26 protein-coding genes are annotated in these 22,107 nt (G+C 38.5%); 25 read left to right on the top strand and 1 reads right to left on the bottom strand.

What is annotated here, in order from left to right:
- The first annotated feature begins 169 nt into the window (after positions 1 to 169).
- The 23 genes from AC58NB_RS07090 (at position 170) to AC58NB_RS06980 (ending at position 19,898) form a co-directional block, all read left to right on the top strand.
- Positions 170 to 442, top strand: coding sequence for an HU family DNA-binding protein (locus AC58NB_RS07090; RefSeq protein ID WP_491076226.1), 273 nt, complete (start codon positions 170 to 172; stop codon positions 440 to 442).
- Between the two features lie 174 nt (positions 443 to 616).
- Positions 617 to 1,183 (top strand): GTP cyclohydrolase I FolE, encoded by a 567-nt coding sequence (gene folE / locus AC58NB_RS07085; RefSeq protein ID WP_497426131.1) that lies wholly within the window; start codon positions 617 to 619, stop codon positions 1,181 to 1,183.
- A gap of 29 nt (positions 1,184 to 1,212) precedes the next feature.
- Complete coding sequence (gene mtrB, locus AC58NB_RS07080) at positions 1,213 to 1,440, top strand: trp RNA-binding attenuation protein MtrB (protein WP_497426130.1); 228 nt, start codon at positions 1,213 to 1,215, stop codon at positions 1,438 to 1,440.
- A gap of 129 nt (positions 1,441 to 1,569) precedes the next feature.
- Entirely contained in the window at positions 1,570 to 2,328 is a 759-nt protein-coding gene (locus AC58NB_RS07075) for a heptaprenyl diphosphate synthase component 1 (RefSeq protein ID WP_497426129.1), read from the top strand.
- 46 nt (positions 2,329 to 2,374) lie between these two features.
- On the top strand, positions 2,375 to 3,088 hold the full coding sequence (locus AC58NB_RS07070) for a demethylmenaquinone methyltransferase (RefSeq protein WP_497426128.1): 714 nt from the start codon (positions 2,375 to 2,377) through the stop codon (positions 3,086 to 3,088).
- A gap of 35 nt (positions 3,089 to 3,123) precedes the next feature.
- On the top strand, positions 3,124 to 4,086 hold the full coding sequence (gene hepT, locus AC58NB_RS07065) for a heptaprenyl diphosphate synthase component II (protein ID WP_497426127.1): 963 nt from the start codon (positions 3,124 to 3,126) through the stop codon (positions 4,084 to 4,086).
- Between the two features lie 88 nt (positions 4,087 to 4,174).
- Complete coding sequence (gene ndk / locus AC58NB_RS07060; protein ID WP_497426126.1) at positions 4,175 to 4,621, top strand: nucleoside-diphosphate kinase; 447 nt, start codon at positions 4,175 to 4,177, stop codon at positions 4,619 to 4,621.
- Positions 4,622 to 4,818: 197 nt separating this feature from the next.
- Positions 4,819 to 5,619: a CheR family methyltransferase gene (locus tag AC58NB_RS07055; RefSeq protein WP_497426125.1), complete on the top strand. Its 801-nt coding sequence runs from the start codon at positions 4,819 to 4,821 to the stop codon at positions 5,617 to 5,619.
- A gap of 155 nt (positions 5,620 to 5,774) precedes the next feature.
- Positions 5,775 to 6,947 carry a chorismate synthase gene (gene aroC / locus AC58NB_RS07050; protein ID WP_497426124.1) on the top strand — a complete coding sequence of 391 codons (1,173 nt, stop codon included), beginning with the start codon at positions 5,775 to 5,777 and terminating at the stop codon, positions 6,945 to 6,947.
- Between the two features lie 8 nt (positions 6,948 to 6,955).
- Complete coding sequence (gene aroB / locus AC58NB_RS07045; protein ID WP_497426123.1) at positions 6,956 to 8,059, top strand: 3-dehydroquinate synthase; 1,104 nt, start codon at positions 6,956 to 6,958, stop codon at positions 8,057 to 8,059.
- Positions 8,059 to 8,424 (top strand): chorismate mutase, encoded by a 366-nt coding sequence (gene aroH, locus AC58NB_RS07040; RefSeq protein WP_497426262.1) that lies wholly within the window; start codon positions 8,059 to 8,061, stop codon positions 8,422 to 8,424. Before aroB ends, aroH begins: the two co-directional genes overlap by 1 nt.
- Positions 8,425 to 8,447: 23 nt before the next feature.
- Positions 8,448 to 9,554, top strand: a complete 1,107-nt coding sequence (gene hisC / locus AC58NB_RS07035) for a histidinol-phosphate transaminase (protein WP_497426122.1) — start codon at positions 8,448 to 8,450, stop codon at positions 9,552 to 9,554.
- A gap of 20 nt (positions 9,555 to 9,574) precedes the next feature.
- Entirely contained in the window at positions 9,575 to 10,678 is a 1,104-nt protein-coding gene (locus tag AC58NB_RS07030) for a prephenate dehydrogenase (protein ID WP_497426121.1), read from the top strand.
- Between the two features lie 19 nt (positions 10,679 to 10,697).
- A complete protein-coding gene (gene aroA / locus AC58NB_RS07025; RefSeq protein WP_497426120.1) occupies positions 10,698 to 11,996 on the top strand; it encodes a 3-phosphoshikimate 1-carboxyvinyltransferase in 1,299 nt (432 codons plus the stop codon).
- A 741-nt stretch (positions 11,997 to 12,737) separates the two neighbouring features.
- Positions 12,738 to 13,985 (top strand): tetratricopeptide repeat protein, encoded by a 1,248-nt coding sequence (locus tag AC58NB_RS07020; RefSeq protein WP_497426119.1) that lies wholly within the window; start codon positions 12,738 to 12,740, stop codon positions 13,983 to 13,985.
- Positions 13,986 to 14,012: 27 nt separating this feature from the next.
- Positions 14,013 to 14,570: a ReoY family proteolytic degradation factor gene (locus tag AC58NB_RS07015; RefSeq protein WP_497426118.1), complete on the top strand. Its 558-nt coding sequence runs from the start codon at positions 14,013 to 14,015 to the stop codon at positions 14,568 to 14,570.
- A 194-nt stretch (positions 14,571 to 14,764) separates the two neighbouring features.
- The gene (locus AC58NB_RS07010) at positions 14,765 to 15,217 is read left to right on the top strand and encodes a DUF2487 family protein (protein ID WP_497426117.1); all 453 of its coding nucleotides are present in this window, start codon (positions 14,765 to 14,767) and stop codon (positions 15,215 to 15,217) included.
- A gap of 183 nt (positions 15,218 to 15,400) precedes the next feature.
- Positions 15,401 to 15,904: a QcrA and Rieske domain-containing protein gene (locus tag AC58NB_RS07005; RefSeq protein ID WP_497426116.1), complete on the top strand. Its 504-nt coding sequence runs from the start codon at positions 15,401 to 15,403 to the stop codon at positions 15,902 to 15,904.
- 13 nt (positions 15,905 to 15,917) lie between these two features.
- On the top strand, positions 15,918 to 16,592 hold the full coding sequence (gene qcrB / locus AC58NB_RS07000; protein ID WP_066107427.1) for a menaquinol-cytochrome c reductase cytochrome b subunit: 675 nt from the start codon (positions 15,918 to 15,920) through the stop codon (positions 16,590 to 16,592).
- Positions 16,593 to 16,633: 41 nt separating this feature from the next.
- Positions 16,634 to 17,419 (top strand): c-type cytochrome, encoded by a 786-nt coding sequence (locus tag AC58NB_RS06995; protein ID WP_497426115.1) that lies wholly within the window; start codon positions 16,634 to 16,636, stop codon positions 17,417 to 17,419.
- A 255-nt stretch (positions 17,420 to 17,674) separates the two neighbouring features.
- On the top strand, positions 17,675 to 18,280 hold the full coding sequence (lhaT, locus tag AC58NB_RS06990) for a lipoprotein heptaprenylglyceryl N-acetyltransferase LhaT (protein ID WP_497426114.1): 606 nt from the start codon (positions 17,675 to 17,677) through the stop codon (positions 18,278 to 18,280).
- 59 nt (positions 18,281 to 18,339) lie between these two features.
- Positions 18,340 to 19,134, top strand: coding sequence for a sporulation protein YpjB (locus AC58NB_RS06985; RefSeq protein WP_497426113.1), 795 nt, complete (start codon positions 18,340 to 18,342; stop codon positions 19,132 to 19,134).
- Positions 19,135 to 19,220: 86 nt separating this feature from the next.
- The gene (locus AC58NB_RS06980) at positions 19,221 to 19,898 is read left to right on the top strand and encodes a zinc metallopeptidase (protein ID WP_497426112.1); all 678 of its coding nucleotides are present in this window, start codon (positions 19,221 to 19,223) and stop codon (positions 19,896 to 19,898) included.
- Positions 19,899 to 19,944: 46 nt separating this feature from the next.
- Here the strand turns inward: AC58NB_RS06980 and AC58NB_RS06975 are convergent, their stop codons facing one another.
- A complete protein-coding gene (locus tag AC58NB_RS06975) occupies positions 19,945 to 20,817 on the bottom strand; it encodes a YitT family protein (RefSeq protein ID WP_497426111.1) in 873 nt (290 codons plus the stop codon).
- Between the two features lie 147 nt (positions 20,818 to 20,964).
- Between AC58NB_RS06975 and AC58NB_RS06970 the strand changes: the two genes are divergently transcribed.
- Together AC58NB_RS06970 and dapB are read left to right on the top strand one after the other, a co-directional pair.
- Positions 20,965 to 21,297 (top strand): nucleotide pyrophosphohydrolase, encoded by a 333-nt coding sequence (locus AC58NB_RS06970; protein ID WP_497426110.1) that lies wholly within the window; start codon positions 20,965 to 20,967, stop codon positions 21,295 to 21,297.
- A 3-nt stretch (positions 21,298 to 21,300) separates the two neighbouring features.
- Positions 21,301 to 22,095: a 4-hydroxy-tetrahydrodipicolinate reductase gene (gene dapB / locus AC58NB_RS06965; RefSeq protein WP_497426109.1), complete on the top strand. Its 795-nt coding sequence runs from the start codon at positions 21,301 to 21,303 to the stop codon at positions 22,093 to 22,095.
- The last annotated feature ends 12 nt before the right edge of the window (positions 22,096 to 22,107 follow it).

Genomic DNA, 22,107 nt, shown 5'->3' with positions numbered 1-22,107 from the left:
AAAGCAAAAACCCTTATATATCAATGTTTATCAACGGTTTTTTATGTTAAAAATAATTAATGACCAAATATTGCAAAGTTTTTGTTTTGGCTGATGGAAACATATTTCATTACGAATTGAAAAGTAATTGAAGTAGAATGGAAGCATACTTTGGGAGGAGGTGAATGGCATGAACAAAACAGAATTAATCAACGCGGTTGCTGAAGCTAGCGAACTTTCTAAAAAAGACGCTACTAAAGCAGTTGACGCAGTGTTCGAATCCATTTTAGAAGCTCTTAAAAATGGTGATAAAGTACAATTGATTGGTTTCGGTAACTTCGAAGTTCGTGAGCGTGCTGCCCGTAAAGGACGCAACCCACAAACTGGTGAGGAAATTGAAATCGCTGCTAGCAAAGTACCTGCATTCAAACCAGGGAAAGCACTTAAAGACGCAGTTAAGTAATCTGTACATACGCTTATTGCTTGAATGAGCGCTATATGCACTTAGAGAGTCATTACCATCAACGGTGGTAATGACTCTTTTTCTATTATAAAATCCATAATACATGGCTCAAAGAGTAAAATGTGCTACTATGGATATAGTTGAAATTAGGTATAGCAATGGGAGGAAGACAGAATGAGTGAAATCAATCGCGGTAAAATAGAAGAAGCAGTGACGATGATTCTGGAAGCTCTGGGGGAAGATCCGACAAGGGAAGGGCTCCTGGACACGCCAAAACGTGTAGCCAAAATGTATGAAGAAGTATTTTCCGGAATGAGGCAAGATCCTAAGGAATATTTTGAAACAGTCTTTGGAGAAGATCATGAAGAATTAGTTCTTGTTAAAGATATTCCTTTTTATTCAATGTGTGAACATCATCTCGTCCCTTTCTTTGGTGTGGCTCATGTAGCGTACATTCCTAAAGGTGGCCGGGTAACTGGTTTAAGCAAATTAGCCAGAGCGGTCGAAGCAGTGAGCAGAAGACCTCAATTACAAGAGAGAATAACATCAACTGTGGCAGACGCCATTATGGAAACACTTGAGCCTCACGGTGTTATGGTTGTTGTTGAAGCTGAACATATGTGTATGACGATGAGAGGCGTAAAAAAACCTGGATCCAGAACAATCACTTCCGCAGTAAGAGGAACTTTGGCAACAGACTCCCGTTCCCGTCAGGAAGTATTAAGCTTTATAAATAAATAAGTGAAATAAATAATGGAAGGAGTGAGAGAATGGAGAACATCCAATCAACTGATTTTGTAGTTATAAAAGCATTGGAAGATGGAGTGAATGTCATTGGGTTAACCAGAGGTGAAGATACCAGATTCCATCATTCCGAAAAGCTCGATAAGGGTGAAGTGCTATTTGTTCAGTTTACCGAACATACATCAGCTATCAAAATCAGAGGAAAAGCGGTTATGCACACTCCCTATGGTGAAATAGAAAGTGAGAAGGAATAACCGTTTATCTGTTCTCTCCTTTTAAACCATTCGACAGCGATTTAAAAGGATAGTAAGATAAAAATAATGAATGTGATTTGTGCCGGTTACCGGCATTAGAATTAGAAGTGGAAGCATGGGTGATTACGATTGGATAGCATCAGTAATGAAGTCACACAACTTAATAGTGAAATAAAGAATATCATCAATCATTCTTTTGTATTGAAATATATAGATCAACCAGCTATCAATGACGAGATGATTGCTGTTATGGTTAAAATCATGCGAAATACTAATGTGGATCAAAAATTAATGCCCTATTACATAGTATCAGTCATGCTCATGCAAATTGCCCTGGAGACCCATGAAACAGTTTCAAACTCAGAGGAAGGCGAAAGTCCGGCTCAATTGAGACAACGCCAATTATCGATTTTAGCTGGTGATTATTACAGCAGCATGTACTATCATATATTGGCAAAAACAAAAGATATCGAGTTTATTAGCCTAATGTCTAAGGGAATACAGGAAATTAATGAAGCAAAGGTTAAATTATATTTGGATAAGGAAGCGGATATCGAGCAACTAGTGACATATCTTTGTAAGATTGAAACCATTTTGGTTGAAAAAACAGCAGAGTATTTTGCGGATACTGAACAGTTGGATTTGTATATCGATATTCTGTTACTGAACAGATTGCTGGCTGAATTGGATGGATATAAACAGAATCACCGTTCCAATTTTATTAAAGCCCTCAGGTCCATACATATTGTAGATGATGAATCTACCGATAAAATATCAAATTTACTTAACCGTGAAATAGAAAAAGTGAAGGAAAGATTATCGTTATCCTTATTGGAATATCATTGCAACGATGATTTGGCTATACGGGTTAAGGATATTTTAAGATAATCCCAAAAACATATAAATAAGTTATTGTGGGGAAAGGGAATTCATAATGAAACAACAAACAAAAGAAGAACGTGTCCATCATGTTTTTGAAAAAATTTCTGACAATTATGATTCTATGAATTCAGTTATTAGTTTTCAATTACATAAGCGCTGGCGTGCAGATACGATGAAAAAAATGAATGTGAAACAAGGAGACAAGGCGTTGGATGTATGCTGTGGTACAGCTGATTGGACGATTGCATTAGCACGTCAGGTTGGCGATTCCGGCAAGGTAATTGGTTTGGATTTCAGTAAAAATATGCTGAAGATTGGGGAACAAAAAGTTACAAAGGAACAATTGCATAATGTAGAGCTGCTACATGGGAATGCAATGGAACTACCATTTGAAGATAACACGTTTGATTATGTCACAATAGGATTTGGTCTGCGAAATGTTCCTGATTATTTAGCTGTATTGAAAGAAATGAATCGTGTTCTTAAGCCTGAAGGTATGGCTGTTTGTTTGGATACTTCTCAGCCCACATTACCGGTTTATAGACAGCTTTATTATTTTTATTTTAAGCATATCATGCCAATGATGGGTAAATTATTGGCTAAGAGCTATAAGGAGTATTCATGGCTGCAGGAATCTGCATCAGATTTTCCGGGCGGACCGGAATTGAAAAAACTCTTTGAGGAAGCCGGTTTTGATAAGGTGAAATACAAACCTTATTCCGGTGGGGCAGCCGCGTCTCATTTTGGATACAAACAATCTAAATGAAGGGACGCGCATTAGTTTAAGCGGGAAGTGGAACTATGAAATTACCAAAACTATATTCAATCTTCAGACAGGATATCCAATTAATCGAAAAAGAGCTTCGTTCATCCATTCGAGCAGACTATGGACAACTTCACGACGCATCGATGCATACGCTAAAAGCAGGAGGGAAACGTATACGCCCTGTATTTGTTCTGCTTACGGCAAAATTTGGAGATTATGATATTAATCAAATTAAGCATGCAGCCGTTGCTCTTGAACTTATTCATTCAGCTTCACTTGTACATGATGATATCATTGATGAAGCTCGATTACGGAGGGGATCCTTAACGGTTCGTTCCAAATGGGATAATAAAATAGCCACCTATACTGGAGATTACATATTTGCACGAGCTCAGGAACTTATGACCCATATTAATGAACCACTGGCACATCAGGTTTTGGCTAAAACCATTATGGAAGTCAGTATTGGAGAGATAGAGCAAATACGTGATAAATATAATTTTGACCAAAATTTGCGAAATTATTTAAGGCGCATCAAACGAAAAACGGCTGTATTAATTGCTGCAAGCTGTCAATTGGGGGCCATCAGCGCAGGAGTTACAGAAGACATCCACAAAAAATTATACTTATATGGTTACTATGTAGGTATGTCTTATCAAATTATGGATGACATACTCGATTTTACTGCAACCGAGAAAGAGCTGGGTAAACCAGCAGGCAGTGATTTATGGCAAGGGAATATTACCTTACCTGTTTTATTTGCTTTGCAAGAACCCAATATAGCTGAAACTATTCGCACAGTTCATGAGAAAATGAGTTTAGATGAATTAAAGCCAATCTTGGAATCAATCAAAAAATCTGGAGCAATCGAGAAATCTATCGAATTCAGCAATGCTTATTTAGATAAAGCATTCGCCATCCTGGACTCGTTACCGGATTCGAAGAACAAAGATTATTTAGTTGAAATAGCAAAATTTATCGGAAAAAGGAAATATTGAGATTATTTCCTTTTTTTGTTTGCTTTCTATATATAAATAATGGTATTATTCTTTCTGAAAACCCATACATACGAGCAGAGGTGTAATAATGGAAAAAACATTCTTAATGGTTAAACCAGATGGTGTTCAAAGAAATTTAATCGGGGAAATTGTATCACGTTTTGAAAGAAAGGGCTTTCAACTTGTTGGGGCAAAATTAATGATCATTCCTGCTGAAATGGCAGAAAAACATTATGAGGAACACAAAGAACGTCCGTTTTTTGGTGAATTAGTTGACTTTATTACTTCCGGGCCGGTTTTTGCGATGGCTTGGCAAGGAGAAAATGTGATTGCGACAGCACGTCAAATGATGGGGTCTACTAACCCTAAAGATGCTGCTCCTGGTACAATTCGTGGTGATTACGGTGTAACAGTTGGCAAGAATATTATTCATGGTTCTGATTCACTGGTAAGTGCTGAAAGAGAACTTGGGATTTTCTTCAGAGAAGATGAATTGACTGAATACACAAAATTGACAAATCAGTGGATTTATTAAGGTTTGATCCTTTAACACAATAAAGAAAGAGGCTGTCAACAGGGTTGGCAGCTTTTTTAATGGGATTTGACGAAAGATAATTAGATAACTGACCAATTAGTTTCTCTACAAGACGGAACAAAATGAGTGGTTATATCTTTGATTCTATAAATTTTGTATACTAATAGAAAAGAAATCGGGTGGGGACAAAGCGGGTTATGATCACAATAAATGATGACTATCAGGGGTTTATTAAAGGAATCAACTATTTAACGGGAATCAATCTGTCTTTGTATAAGGAAGCTCAAATGAAAAGAAGAATCACATCCTTATATGAAAAACAGGGTTTTAAGGGGTTTCGAGATTATTACAGTACCCTTAGTAAAGATAAATATCTATTAAATGAATTTTTGGACCGTATGACGATTAATGTCTCGAATTTTTTTCGGAATTATAAAAGGTGGGAGATCTTAGAGCGGGAAATACTACCAAGATTACTATCTGAAAAACCGACCATCAAAGTTTGGAGTGCTGCATGTTCAACTGGTGATGAACCCTATTCATTGGCCATGGTGCTATCGCGCTTAAATGCTTTGAACCGAGCGACCATCCTGGCAACGGATATAGACGAAAATGTATTGGAAATTTGCAAGAGAGGCATTTATTCAGAAAAGTCGTTGGACGAAGTACCAGAAGAATTGAAAAATACCTATTTCGAATTGGTGGACGGATATTATCATTTGGATCAAAAAATCAAGAATGCTGTGACATTTACTAAACATAATTTACTGGGTGATCCATATGGCCAGTCCTATGATTTAATCATTTGCCGTAATGTGCTTATTTATTTTACGGATGAAGCGAAGAATTCTTTATATAGGAAATTCTCCGAGGCACTTCGGCCGGGTGGAGTTTTGTTTGTTGGAAGTACTGAACAAATCTTCAATCCAAACACTTTTGATTTTGTTAGTACAAATACGTTTTTCTATAAAAAGAAAGAGTTCGTGTCAATTCCATAAATCTTTTCCGTTTAAATGGTTATCAGTATGGTCAATCGTATAGGCAATGGAAGATTATAAAGGTTCTGTGTACAATAAAGGCAAGACATTACCAAAAGAACTGTAGATTATGATATTATTACATAAATGCTTTAAAGTGGTGAAGGAGGACGCTTATGAGATACATAACTGCCGGGGAATCCCATGGCCCCCAATTAACAACGATCATTGAAGGTTTACCTGCAGGGATGCCATTGTCTGAGGAAGATATCAACAAACATCTTGCCAGGAGACAAAAGGGATATGGTCGCGGAAGAAGAATGCAAATCGAAAAAGATACCGCAGAAATCACTGCTGGCGTCCGTCATGGCAAAACTTTAGGTTCACCTGTAGCCTTACAAGTGAAAAATCGGGATTGGACTCATTGGACTCATGTGATGGGAATCGAACCGATTGATGAAAAGACTGAAGAAGAAATTAAACGAAAAATAACACGACCACGCCCAGGCCATGCTGATTTAAATGGCGGTATGAAATATGGGCATCGGGATTTACGTAATGTATTGGAACGATCCTCCGCCAGGGAAACAACTGTTCGAGTAGCAGCAGGAGCTGTTGCTGTGAAACTGCTTAGCCTACTTGGTATAGAAATTGTTTCGCATGTCGTGGAGATCGGCGGCATAAAAGCTTCTGAAACAGAGTTAACGGATATGGACAAGATTCAAAAGCTGGCTGAAGACTCTCCGGTTCGCTGCCTTGATGAAAAAGCTGGCGTACAAATGATGGAAGCTATTGATTTGGCTAAAAAGAATGGCGATACACTTGGCGGGGTCGTGGAAGTTGTAGCGACAGGAATGCCAGCGGGTGTAGGAAGCTATGTTCATTATGATCGGAAATTAGATGCAAAAATTGCCGGCGCAATCCTTAGCATCAACGCATTTAAAGGGGTAGAGTTCGGAATCGGCTTTGAAGCAGCCAGAATTCCAGGTAGTCAGGTTCATGATGAAATTGTTTGGGAGAGTGGTCAAGGTTACAGCCGTAAAACGAATCGATTAGGAGGATTTGAGGGTGGGATGACAACGGGAATGCCTGTTGTGGTTCGTGGAGTAATGAAACCAATTCCAACGTTATACAAGCCGCTCAAAAGTGTGGATATTGATACGAAAGAATCATTTACTGCTTCAATTGAACGATCTGATGCATGTGCAGTACCAGCAGCAGCAGTCGTTGCGGAGCATGTGGTAGCGTGGGAACTCGCCAACGCCATCCTTGAACAATTTTATTCAGATCGAATGGATTCATTGCTGGAATCTGTCAATCAACAAAGAGCATATGCGAGGGAATTTTAATGGAATCTATGAAAATTAAGACATCTTCAAAGGAGTATCCTATATTTATAGGTGATGGAGTAATCGAGCAGCTCCCAATATTTCTGGAGAAGAATTTTAAGAGGAAACCAAAGGTTTACATCATAACGGATGAAATGGTTTCTTCTCTTTATTCCAACACAATTACATCAGGCTTAACTGGACGCGGGTTCGACGTCATCATCCATGCCGTACCGACGGGAGAAAGAGCAAAATCATTTTCTGTTTATGAAGAATGTCTGACAGTCGGATTAGAAAATAAGCTTGATCGCGATAGCCTGGTTTTAGCTTTGGGCGGTGGAGTAGTCGGAGATTTAGCCGGATTCGTGGCTGCTACCTATATGAGAGGTATTCCTTATATTCAGCTGCCAACAACTTTACTTGCCCATGATAGTGCTGTTGGAGGTAAGGTCGCCATCAATCATCCTTTAGGCAAGAATTTGGTTGGCTGTTTTTATCAGCCGGAAGCTGTATTCTATGATAGTTCCTTTTTATCGACTTTACCGGAAAAGGAGTGGCGTTCAGGCTTTGCTGAGTTAATTAAACATGCGTTACTCAGTAGTCAATCCTTTTATGATGAATTGCGGACTCGTTATTCCGTCATTTCGGATTTACCGACTAAATCATTGGATCCGTATATAAAAAGAGGTATTTCTGTCAAAGCTGATATTGTGTCTGAGGATGAGAAGGAAAAAGGCTCGCGTGCTTATCTTAATTTAGGACACACATTAGCACATGCAATAGAGGGGGCAGCGGGCTATGGGGTGGTAACCCATGGTGAGGCTGTAGCCTTTGGCATGTTATTTGATTTATATCTGAGCAAAAAATATGTGGATTTCCAATTTGATATCGCGACGTTTGAGAATTGGTTGAGAAATTTAGGATATCTGCAAATACCACGAGATATACTATCAACAAAATCATTACTACCATTTATGAAACTTGATAAGAAGAATAAGCAAGGTTCAATCACGATGGTACTTTTAAAAGATTATGGCAGTCCAACTTTACAATCATTTACTGATACTGAAATACAGGCCGAATTAGCATTTTTCTTAAACAAATTAGGCGAAAAGGGAGTCGGAAATTCATGATGATAAGAGGCATCAGAGGGGCTATTACGATTGATGAAAATGAAAAAAACCTTATTGAAAGCAGAACGGAGATCCTGCTTCGAGAAATCATCCAACAGAATAACCTTCTGCCTGAGTCTATTGCTTCGATATTCATCTCGGTAACAGATGACATAGATGCAGGTTTTCCGGCTGCGGCAGTCAGAAGAATGGCTGGATTTACCTATGTTCCTGTGATGTGCATGCGTGAAATTCCTGTTCCGGGATCTTTGCCTTTGGCAATCCGGATTATGATTCACGCCAATACGGATACCGAACAAAAGGATATCAAACATGTTTATCTGGAGGGAGCCACAATCCTTAGACCTGATTTAACAGAGAAATAAACAAATAAAAGGGGGAGCTCATCATGAAATGGAAGAATCATTTATATACATTGGAACCCTATCAACCAGGCAGACCAATAGAGGATGTAAAGAGGGAATTTGGTTTGGAGCATATTATCAAATTGGCTTCGAATGAAAACCCGTATGGTTACTCATCCGCGGTTTCAAAGATTTTGAAAGAAACGGATTGGACCCTTCCTTTGTATCCGGATGGCGGTGCCGTTCAGTTGCGTGAAGTATTAGCCGAACATTTAGGGGTTAAAGAAAATCAGCTGATTTTTGGGAATGGGTCTGATAATTTGATTCAAATGATTGCTAAAGCCATTCTTAGACCGGGGGTTAATACGGTCATGGCAACGGGTACCTTCAGTCAATACAGTCATAATGCGATCCTTGAACAGGCAGAAATAAGGGAAGTACCCCATGTAAATGGGAGACATAATCTGGATGGCATGCTTAAGGAGATTGATGCGGATACGGGAATCGTTTGGCTATGTTCGCCTAATAATCCAACTGGAGAATATATTCCTGGGGATGAGCTTCTATCTTTTTTGAGTCAGGTTCCAAAAGATGTACTAGTTGTATTTGATGCTGCTTATTATGAATACGTGACGGCTGAAGATTATCCTGACATCCTGCCATTAATTAATCAGTTTGATAATTTAATTATTTTGCATACTTTCTCAAAAATTTATGGAATGGCAGCCTTACGAATCGGTTATGGAGTAGCTAATTCTCATATTATTCGTATGCTTGAACCAGCTAGAGAACCATTTAACGTAAATTCACTAGCTCAAAAGGCAGCGATCGCTGCTATATTGGATCAGGATTTCATTCAGGAATGCAAGCAAAAAAATAAAGAGGGTCTTGAGCAGTATTATGAATTTTGTAAAATACATAAGCTGAGTTACTATCCTTCCCAAGCTAATTTTATTTTAATCGATACGGGATATGATGGTAACGAGGTATTTCAGTACTTAATGAGAAAAGGTTTTATCGTTCGCTCAGGGATGGCTTTGGGATTCCCGACTTCCATACGAATTACGGTTGGTTCGCATGCGCAGAATGAAGCAGTTTTAAACGAACTGGAGCAATTTATTATGGAAAAGAAGGATAGTAAATCGAAATAGATGTCAGGTGAGGTGCCTCCATGCGTGGGAATGTATTAATGATAGGTCTTGGGCTAATTGGAGGATCCATTGCTCTATCTATTAAAAAGGAACATCCGGAATCTGTTATACAGGGATATGATTTAGATTGGAATCAGGTACAATTAGCAAAAGTATTAAAAGTAATAGATGAAGAGATTACGGATTATAAAGAGGCTGCCGAAAGAGCAGATGTCATCATAATAGGGGTTCCTGTACAAGCGACATCAGCTGTCATGAAGAACCTATCCTCTTGTTCGCTTAAAAGAAGAGTTCTAATTACGGATGTCGGAAGTACAAAAGCGAAAATTATGGAAGAGGCGAATCGATATTTTGGCTCAAGATACACGTTTATAGGCGGTCATCCGATGGCTGGATCCCATAAAAGTGGAGTAACAGCAGCAAAAGTGCATCTTTTCGAAAATGCATTCTATATGCTGACTCCCGCTTCTCATACAGGTATGAAAGAAGTGGCTGAGCTGAAATTATGGCTGAAAGGAACAAAAGCGAAATTTATCGAAGTGGACGCCGGAGAACATGATTTTATGACAGGTGTAATCAGCCATCTCCCGCATATTATGGCTGCCTCCATCGTGAAGCAAGCTGAACATGCAGAAGAGAAACATGCATTGATAGCAAGGCTTGCTGCCGGTGGATTCAGGGATATCACCCGGATTGCTTCATCCAATCCCCAGATGTGGAAGGATATCCTGATTCAAAATGATCAAGTATTGGTCAACCTCTTGAACTCATGGATAAAGGAAATAGAGTGGGTCAAAGACTGGATTGTTCAGAAAGATGAGGAAAGTCTATATTCCTTTTTCCAAAGTGCTAAAGTGTTCCGCGATGAGATGCCGGCTCATAAAAAAGGTGCCATTCCTTCCTTTTACGATCTATATGTGGATGTCCCGGATTACCCGGGGGTCATTTCAGAGATCACTGGGTACCTAGCTATATCAAACATAAGTATTACGAATATACGAATCATTGAGACACGTGAAGAACTATATGGTGTATTGGTCCTATCTTTTCAAACAGATAAGGATCGTTCTCTTGCCGTTGAATGTTTACAAAATGCAACAAATTATGATACTTATTATGACTGACAAAAAAGGAGGAGAAGTATTGAATAAAATCCTTTCATACAATCCAACTGGATTAATAGGAACGATTGAAGTCCCGGGAGATAAATCCATTTCACACAGAGCGGTTATGTTTGGAGCTGTAGCGGAAGGGACAACTACCATTCATCATTTTTTGGAAGGTCAGGACTGTTTGAGCACGATTGATTGTTTTCGTAAAATGGGAGTAGATATTAAAAGAGTTGGTGATACTGTCACCATTCATGGAAATGGATGGGCTGGTTTAAAGGAACCGGTCGAATTATTGGATGTCGGTAATTCAGGAACCAGTATTCGTCTTCTTTTAGGAATGCTCGCTAGCCAGCCATTTTCCGTTACCTTCACAGGTGATGAGTCAATCGCCAAGCGGCCCATGAGAAGAGTAGTAGATCCCCTTCGTAAAATGGGAGCAACGATATCCGGTAAGGATGACGGCAATTATATTCCGCTTGAAATGATAGGGAGCGAACTGTCGGGAATTGAGTATGAGCTTCCGGTAGCAAGCGCGCAGGTGAAATCAGCCATTCTTTTGGCCGGGCTAAATGCAAAAGGGACCACAACAGTTATTGAAAAAGCCTCTACACGTGACCATACCGAACGAATGATTGAGTCATTCGGAGGGAAGATTCATGTTGATGGAAGAGAAATCAGGGTAACTGGCGGTCAGGTTTTGAAGGGTAGACATGTTCATGTACCTGGAGACATTTCCTCTGCAGCGTTCTGGTTGGTGGCCGGAGCGGTTGTTCCGAATAGTCAGGTTACCTTAAAAAATGTTGGCTTAAATCAAACGAGAACAGGTATTATAGATGTTTTAAAAGAAATGGGAGCTAATATCGAGATTCAGTATGACCCTCAAGGTGAACTGGCGGAAGAAACAGGGACGATTACAGTCAAAACGTCTTCATTAAGAGGTACGACAATTGGCGGTGATATTATCCCGAGATTAATTGATGAAATCCCCATTATTGCCTTGTTAGCCTCACAGGCTAAGGGAACAACAGTTATTAAAGACGCTGCCGAGTTAAAAGTGAAAGAAACAAATCGAATTGATGCTGTTGCTACCCAATTGGGGGCTCTTGGAGTTAAAGTTACACCAACGGATGACGGATTGATCATAGAAGGCGAACAAACTCTGCACGGGGGTGTAGTGGACAGCCTTGGAGACCATCGAATCGGTATGACATTGGTGATCGCGTCATTGCTTTCCAATGAATCCGTAGAATTACGTAATGCAGAAGCCATTTCTGTATCGTATCCTGATTTTTTTGCAGATTTAACGAAACTACTATCTGTTCAGGAATAAAGAGAGGGGACTACCCCTGTCATAATGTAGGCAAAGGAATTCAGAAAGTCTCTAAAAGGGCCCATTTCTGAATTCCTTCTTATTTTTCAGATTATTCCTGATGGATAGACCGGTCCTTATCTCTTTTTAGGCCATTTGTGGACTTTCCCAAGTCCAACTGGCCATCTCCTTCAAATTCCTGATAGTGAAAGTAAGTATCGCTATCTGGACTTTCTGTAGAAAGTAGCGTTAACTAGCACAAAAAATAAAAAATGCAGACAAGCACATCTAAGATATGGACTTTGGCTACAAGCTAAGAGGGGGTCACCTCTCTTTTCTGGTACTAAATTATCTGATAGTTTCATAGCATGTCTTAAAGAAAGTCATTGTAGCCATGGCCTTATACTCCAATATATAGTAGATTGGTGGTGAACTTTCTATAAATGGTATTTATAGATGGCAGGAAATGAAAAGATTTGATTGGTCGCTTTTTTCTACATGATACAGTATACTTATATAACCTTAAATGTGAAGAACTCCAAGCTCCTCTACCTCAAATAGCCTATTTGACAGACATGTACAACTTCAATCTGAAAAAATTTTAAAACCTACTCCCTTGAGCACTTTATATAGATTGAAAAAAGTGAGTATAATAGGAGGTAATATAAAAAATCCGTAAATTTCGGATTAAACAAACATCATTCTGCAGAATGAATAGCAGAGCAGTAAAAAGATTTATGGAAATGGAAAGGACTGCCACGTATGAATATAGATTCAATAATAAAAAAACTGATGCAAGGTGAATTTGAAGAAGCTAAAAAACATATAAATCAGATTAAGCAATCAAATAATGATGACGATGTATATACACTGGCAGAAGAAATTGCTTCCCTTGGGTTTATGGAAGAAGCAAAGGATCTTTTTGAAGAGTTGCTGGAGCGTTATCCTGATGAAGGAGAAATTTTGTTTTCTTTGGCTGAAGTTTCAACGGAATTAGGGCAAGAAGAGGAAGCGTTACTGTATTTGGAAAAAATTGATGAGGAAGACCCAATGTACCCAGGCGCACTGCTATTATTAGGCGATTTATATCAAGGCATGGGTATGGAGGAAGTCAGTGTCCAAAAGCTAAAAGAAGCCAATCGAATTTTACCGGATGAGCCCATTGTAAAATTTGCTCTTGCAGAACTTTATTATCAACAAGGACATTTCCGTTCAGCTGTAGAATTATATACCTATATCTTAAAGAATGAGACTGTTATAAATGGCATCTCGATAGATAAGAGATTGGCATTGTCACTGGTATCTTTGGGCGAATTTGAAGAATCGCTCCCGTATTTCCAAAAAGCCGGAAGGGATGATGATGACGTAAATTTATTATTTGAACATGGCTTTGCTGCCTATCACGCAGGGGAATACACAATAGCTATAGCCAAATTCACCGAGCTGAAAGAAATAGACCCTGCCTACCATTCGCTATATATGTATTTAGCCATGGCCTATGAAGAAAATCATAATTTGGAGAAGGCTTTGGAAATTGCTGAAGAAGGAATTAAAGAAGATCCGTTCAATAAGGAAATTTTCCTTTATGGAGCTGAACTTGCAAGTAAGCTTGGTAACACGGACAAAGCTATTAAATGGCTGTCAGAAGCTATTGCAATTGATCCAGGGTACCTGGAAGCCATCCTTACATTAGGCAAGCTGTATTTACATGAAGACATGTTTGACGATGTCATTGATCTCATATCTTCGGTCAGATCCATGGGAGAAGATGACCCTCAATTCAATTGGCTCCTTGCAACGGCCCATTCTGAACTTGAACAGTATGCTGAGGCTCTGACATGCTACAAAGAGGCACATGAATCTTTTGCTGATAATAAAGATTTCTTACATGAATTCGGGTATTTCTTGTTGGAAGATAGTAAATTTGAAGAGGCCAGATCGATATTTAAAAAATTGCTTGAAGAAGATCCGAGTAATGATGAATATATCGATATATTAGAAAGAATCTAACTAATTTGTACAGAGGAGGGCTCCACCTTGAAAACCCCTGTTTCTGTCGATGAGAAGAAAGAATTTATACGCTGGTTTTTAAACCACTATCAATTAAAACGCAGAGAATGTGTATGGATACTAAATTACTTGATGAGCCATGATCAGCTTATGACGAATGTACATTTCGTGGAAGGGGCTAAATATTGCCCAAAAGGGATGGTTATGTCCACTCATTGTGTAGAAGATGTCCCGTTTCGATTTTATAAGAGTAATATCATGACAACAGATGCTGAGAAATCATTTCATGATATTAGGCTTAATAAAGACGAAGATATCTACATACAGTTGAATTTCAAGACGGCTTACTCATCTTATCAGTATGCAGCTGTACTTGAGGAAAATCCATTCCTGCCCAAAAATCTCCCTGGTAATGAACAGGATCAATATATTGCAGAAAATATATTGAAAATGAGTTTATCGAGATTTGAAGAGGAACGATTAACACAGTTAATTGATGAGGCAATTGATAATCGGGATATAGAACGATTTAAAAAATTAAGCAGTCAACTTAATGAAATTCGAGGTCAAAAATCATATAATTAACAGGGCTACACCTATTCTTCTTGAAGCCTAAGAGAATAGGTGTAGTCTTTTTTTATACCATCTATTCAATTGTCAAAGTGATAGAGATGATTCAGGTAGGAAGTACAAGCAATTTTTGGCTGTTTTATAAGCTTATTTGTATAAATTTTACTTATTATGTTTTACAATGGAAAAAGAAGTTAAGGGGGAAAATTATGAAATATCAGTCAATAGATGTAGAACCATTTATTAATTCCAGAGAATATATCGATACCGTTGTCATTCCTTTAAATCCAGTAGCATTTGGTGATGCACTTAGCCAGACAGTCTCTTCCTATGAATTTATGACATTGCTGACGTATGAACTGGAAAAAGAATTAAAAGGCCGTTTATTCTTATCCCAACCTCTGTCTTATATTAAAAACAGTACAGCAGAAGATAAAATAAATCTTTTGTCTACCTGGGTTGAATACTATAAAGATGAGGGGTTTAAATATATTCAATTTCTTACGACAGACAGTAAATGGACAAGTATAGATGAGGGTGGAAATGTAGTATGGATTCCGGCAATTCCAATTGAAAAAATGCCTCCAGAGGCTATTAAATCAGTCATAAGTGAACAAACGAAACAGCTTGCAGGCAAACTGGCTGAATCCTGGGTGATCTAAGTCTAAATGGGCTTATCACTGCCAAATAGTATAAAACAGGAAAATAAAACATGTATTTCCTAAACTGGGAGTTTATTGACCTATTAAAAATATTAGGATATTATTGTAATGTCCTAGTTTTATGGAAGTTTGTGCAATCTTCTATTTTGTATGACTTTTTCGATATAAGGGGGGAGAAATTTTATGAGCAGCCAAAAAGTATCAAGACGCCAATTCCTGAATTATACGCTTATGGGCGTTGGGGGGTTTATGGGAGCGGCAACGCTTATGCCTATGCTGCGTTTTGCAATCGATCCAGCTTTGAAAGCGAATGCATCTGGGGAGTTCATTAATACCGGATTGAAAATATCTGAGATTACTGAAACTCCAACTCGTGTCGATTATAAAACTGAGGTAAAAGATGGATGGTACGAAGCTGAAGAAACAAGAACAGCATGGGTTTACAAGGATGAGAACGGCAAGATAGTTGCCCTTTCTCCGGAGTGTAAACATTTGGGATGTACGGTGAACTGGGAAGGATCAGAAGATCACAAGAATGAGTTCTATTGCCCATGTCACGGGGGTCGTTACGAAAAGAATGGTAAAAACGTTCCGAAAACACCACCAATCAAGCCGCTCGATGTTTACGACAAGCAAGAAAAAGATGGGGTATTATACTTAGGAAATGCAAATGAAAATGGAGTGTAGGGAGGCATAATCAATGCTTAATAAAATGTATGATTGGATTGATGAGCGATTGGATATCACGCCATTGTGGCGGGACATTGCTGATCATGAAGTCCCTGAGCATGTAAACCCTGCCCATCACTTTTCGGCATTTGTTTATTGTTTTGGGGGATTAACATTTTTCATCGTCGTCATTCAAATTTTATCCGGAATGTTTTTAACCATGTATTATGTGCCGGATATTAAAAATGCATGGGAATCTGTTTATTATTTACAAAATGAAGTTGCTTTTGGTCAAATCGTCCGGGGCATGCATCACTGGGGAGCAAGTGTCGTCATTGTCATGATGTTTTTACATACTCTTCGTGTGTTCTTCCAGGGGGCCTATAAAAAGCCTCGTGAATTAAACTGGATTGTTGGAGTTTTAATATTTTTTATCATGCTTGCTTTAGGGTTAACAGGATATCTGCTTCCTTGGGATATGAAAGCGCTATTCGCTACAAAGGTAACCTTAACAATTATCGATTCGGTGCCATTTATCGGGCCGTATTTAAAAACGTTACTTGCGGGTGATCCTACGATTGTTGGAGCGCAAACCTTAACACGTTTCTTTGCGATTCATGTTTTCTTCCTTCCAGCGGCATTAATTGGACTAATTGCAGCTCACTTCTTAATGATCCGCAAACAGGGAATATCTGGACCGCTATAAGATTCAGTTGAAAAAAATGTTACGAAGGAGGGGATATCCTTATGCATCGTGGTAAAGGAATGAGATTTGTAGGGGATTCAAGGATAAGTGCGGATAGAAAACCGAATATTCCAAAAGATTATTCAGAATATCCAGGTAAAACAGAAGCCTTTTGGCCGAATTTCTTGCTCAAAGAATGGATGGTAGGTGCTGTATTTTTAGTCGGATTTTTATGTGTTACAGTGGCCCATCCATCACCGCTCGAGCGGATTGCAGACCCGACAGATACGGGATATGCACCATTACCTGACTGGTACTTTATGTTTTTATACCAATTGCTTAAATATTCATATGCTTCCGGACCATACAATTTAATCGGAGCTCTAGTTATTCCGGGATTAGCCTTTGGTGCATTAATGCTTGCGCCATTCCTGGATCGTGGTCCTGAACGCAAACCGACAAAGCGGATTTTCCCGGTAGGTTTTATGTTGCTGGCATTTGCGGCTGTATTTTACCTAACATGGGAAACTGTTTCAACACATGACTGGGCTGCTGCGAAACTACAAGGACAAATCGTAGAAGATGTGGCAATTGATAAAGAGTCCGAAGGTTATAAATTGTACCAGGGACAAGGCTGTGTAAGCTGTCATGGCGATTCCTTACAGGGGGGGAATGGACCTAAATTACTTGGTACAGAATTAGAAGTGGATGAAATTGGTCATATCGCTGTAAATGGTTCCGAAAATAAAAAGATGCCTCCCGTGTTTAAAGGATCTGAAGAAGAGTTGAAAACATTGGCAGAATTTATTAAGGGAGCAAATGCAGGCGGAGATTCAAAAGGGGAATAATGTTTTTAAATAAAGGGGTGCTCAGTTGAGTGCCCTTTTTTTATCTTTCTAACATACATGGGTGATTCCCATTCTGACTAAGTCCAAGTTGACAAATGGGGTACATTTATTTGTATGATAAAGAATAGAATGAGCCTTGGAAGAACCCAGACACATCCTTTACTTTTATTAGATAGAGTTTGGATATGTTCTGGCGGAAACTAGGAGGTTCGGATAACGGGTAGGAAAAAGAATTTAAGGATTTTGGAGGATAGTATGAAGAGCTGGCTTTATGCTTTATTGAGTAATCGGATTTTTTTATGGGTTTTATTGATCGTTAATATTTTTGGGACAATCTATGGGTATTATTGGTATGAGGGGCAGCTTGAACTTACACCTCTTGCCTTTATTCCTTTTGTTCCTGACAGCCCGACAGCAAGTTTGTTTTTTTGTTTGGCCATAATGGGATGGCTTTTAGGACGAAACTTTGGTTTATTCGAAGCTTTGGCAATTGTATCTTTATTTAAGTATGGAATTTGGGCAGTCGTTATGAATATCCTTACATTTTTTGTGGAGGGTTCTATATCGATAATTGCTGTCATGCTAATCGTGTCACATGCAGCTATGGCGATTGAAGGGATTCTTTATGCTCCTTTTTATCGGATTAAACCATGGCATTTAATCGTGGCTGCTATTGTAGCTCTACATAATGAAATCATTGATTATGTGTATGGAATGATGCCGACCTATAGTGTACTTCATCATTATATCCCTCAAATAGCCTATTTTACATTTTGGCTGAGTATCCTTTCAATTGGTGTGGGTTATTGGTTTTCTCTTCGTAAAGACAGGGAGGTATACTCCATCCATTCCAAGCAATAAACGGTTCTAGCCTTGTCCCTTCTCACATACGATTAAGTAGTATGAGGAGGGATATTTTTATGAAGATTAAATCTTTATTTTTTTCTATCGTTATTATCATTTCATCAGGCTTGATTACGACCTATGCTAATGGACCTGATAAAAGGGAATCATTAGAGGCACTAGCGGATCAATCCCTTCAATTTGCAAAAGTGGATAGGCGTGAGGAAGCTGAGCAGTTATTAGAGGCATTTTCTGATAAATTTTATGATTTGGCAGTTGATGGGGCAAAATATACAATGGATGAGATCAATATTATTACGATTGCCTATGAGGAAGCACTCCAAACTGTACAAAATAAGGATAAAACAAAGGATGAGGTAATTAATGAAATAACTAAATTTCGTTTGGCACTCGATGCTGTCCATAGTGATGGTGCCCCGTTATGGACGAGTTTAAAGGATAGTATGATCACGGCCGCAAGTGACACGAAGGTATCCATCCAGAAGCAGGACTCTATTGCATTTCAGGAAAAGTTAAATCATTTATTAGCCATCTATCATATTTTGTATCCATCATTAAAAATAGATGTTACCCCTGAGCGCTTTCAGCAAGTAGATGCTCATATTAAGTTTATTGATCAATATCGTCCACAAGTCTTTTCCGATCAATCGCAAGGTGATTTGATTTCTCTAGAGGAGCAGTTACGTGATATGTTCGAGGAGGCAGAAAAAGATGATGCAGATCCTTCACTGTGGTGGGTGATTATCTCAACTGGCAGCATTATCATAATGACCTTATCTTATGTTGGATGGAGAAAATATAAAGCTACAGATGATGAGTTTCATACAAGGAAGAAGAAACAGAATTTTTGATAAAATTTTGAATAATATCTATCCATTGACAGAATGATCAGTTCATTATTACAATTGTATTAACAGAAATGAAATGGAGGATATAAATGAGCTTTTTAATTTATTTTATATTGCTATTGATCATCCCGATTTATGCACAAATGAAAGTACAAAGGGCTTACAAAAAATATTCTCAAGTCCCAGCTTCGAATGGGTATACTGGTGCGGAAGTTGCCCGTAAGATATTGGATGAAAATGGACTATACAATGTACGTGTTGAAGAAACACATGGCGTTTTAAGTGATCACTATGATCCGACAAGTAAAGTGGTAAGATTATCTTCTAGTAACTATCATGGACATTCTTTGGCTGGTACAGCTGTTGCAGCTCATGAAGTTGGTCATGCCATTCAGGATAAAGAAGACTATACTTTTATGAGAATCCGTCATAAGTTAGTGCCGGTTGCCAATATTGGCTCAAACTTTTCTTGGATTTTAATTATAGCTGGTATGTTGCTTGGTATATATAATCTGGCTTGGCTTGGGATTCTATTTATGGGAGCGGCCGTGTTATTCCAATTCGTTACTTTGCCAGTTGAATTTAACGCATCAAACCGTGCGATGAAACAAGTCGTTGCATTGGGTGTCATTGGGGCTGATGAAGAAAAAGAAACGAAAAAAGTTCTGGATGCCGCAGCGTTAACCTATGTAGCTGCCGCCGCAGTCGCTGTACTTGAATTATTACGATTCGTATTTATGCTAACCGGTATGAATAGCGAAGATTAATAAGAAAAAGCCCCCTTCGTAATTGAAGGGGGCTTTCCTATGTTTGTTATTTCTCGAGTGGGTTTTTATTTTCATCGAGCGTAAAGCCTTCACCAAGGACGTCATGGACAATTGATACGGATACAAACGCATGTGGATCAACAGATGTAATAATACTTTTCAAACGTACTATTTCGTTACTGCCAACTACGCAATAGATGACATCGCGTTCTTGTTTCGTATAAGAACCTACACCCTTGAGTAATGTAACGCCGCGTTCCATTTGTTGATTGATTTTATCGGCTATTTCAGAATTAGAATTACTAATGATCATAACACCGCGGGCTGCATACGCGCCTTCCTGGATAAAGTCAATCACCCGGCTGCCAATATAGACCAGTACAAGGGTATACATGGCTTGTTTATAATCCAAATAGGTTACGAGTGATAAGACAATAACACAGAAGTCAAACATAAACATAGTTCTTCCCATGCTCCAGCCCTTATATTTAAACATGAGGCGTGCGATGATGTCGACTCCGCCAGTTGTTCCACCATAGCGGAAGATGATTCCTAAACCGACACCAATACATACACCTGCAAATAAAGCGGCGAGCATAAGGTCATCCTTTAAAGGAATATCAATTTGATATTTTTCGAAAATCGCGATAAATACAGATACTGAAATCGTACCGATGAGAGTATACAAAAATGTTTTTTTGCCCAATAATTTATAGCCTACAAAAAAGAGAGGTATGTTTAATAAGATATTAGTGATTGAAGGGCTAATACCCGTTAAATTATAAATTAAAAGGGTTATCCCGGTAAATCCGCCTTCACCCAGTTCGTTTTGCATATTAAAATGAACTAGACCAAAGGACATAATGGCAGAACCAACCAATATCAGTAAAATATTTTTTAGCTTTAAGTTGAAAATCATGTTATTCCCCCATCGCTGTAAAATTCAGTTATGATTTATAGTGTACAATTAAGAAAAATTAATGAATGACATCCTTTTGCATTCTAACATATTATTGTTCGAAAACTAAGAAATAAGCTAACATGAAGATAAGAAGGTGATGCTTTTATGGAAAAGAAGAAAACAATGGCTGATTTACAACAGGAAGTAGATCAATATATAGGGCAATTTAAAGAAGGTTATTTCAGTCCGCTTGCCATGACAGCCCGACTTGCAGAAGAATTAGGAGAATTGGCAAGAGAGATTAATCATTGTTATGGCGAAAAACCGAAAAAAGAGTCTGAAAAAGATAAAGCGATTGAAGAAGAATTGGGAGATGTCTTATTTGTGCTGATTTGTATGGCAAATTCGCTGAATATTGATCTTCAAGAGTCACATGACAGGGTAATGGAAAAATTCAATACAAGAGATAAAAACCGCTGGACGAGAAAGGAAGATTGACAGATGATCAATATTATTATTGCAGGGCCGCGAGGGAAAATGGGGAAAGCAGCTGTCAATTTAGTGATGAATACGGAGAATTTCCATTTGGCAGCCGTATTGGATCATAAGAATGATGGCTTGAATTTAAGCGAAATAGATGGATTTAGTGGCATAAATGTTCCGATTTATACCGATCACGAAAAGTGTTTTTCTGAAACGAAGGCAGATGTTCTCATTGATTTGACAACGCCTGAAGCAGGAAGAATTCATACATTAGCTGCTCTTTCTCATCATATCCGTCCCGTAGTGGGAACTACTGGTTTTTCAGATACAGATTTAGCAGAGATAAAAGAAATCTCTAAAGAAAAAGGTATTGGTTGTATTATAGCGCCTAATTTTGCAGTTGGAGCTGTGTTAATGATGAAATTTGCGAAGCAGGCAGCGAAGTATTTCCCAGATGTTGAAATTATCGAATTGCACCATGATCAAAAACTCGATGCCCCATCAGGAACTGCCGTTAAAACAGCACAATTAATCGCGGAAGAAAGAAAAGCCAAGAAACAGGGCCATCCTGACGAAAAAGAAACATTAGAAGGCGCCCGTGGTGCTGACTATGACGGAATGAGAATACATAGTGTACGATTGCCTGGACTTGTTGCGCATCAACAGGTCATGTTTGGCGGAGAAGGCCAAACATTCACGATTAGACATGATTCGTATGATCGTAATTCTTTTATGAGCGGAGTTAAATTATCTGTTGAAACCGTGATGAATATTGATTACTTAGTGTACGGTCTTGAAAATATAATCGATTAAAGGAGTTATTAT

The organism is Pradoshia sp. TA40_28, from assembly GCF_059694525.1.
This window is presented reverse-complemented; position numbering and strand designations above follow the sequence as displayed.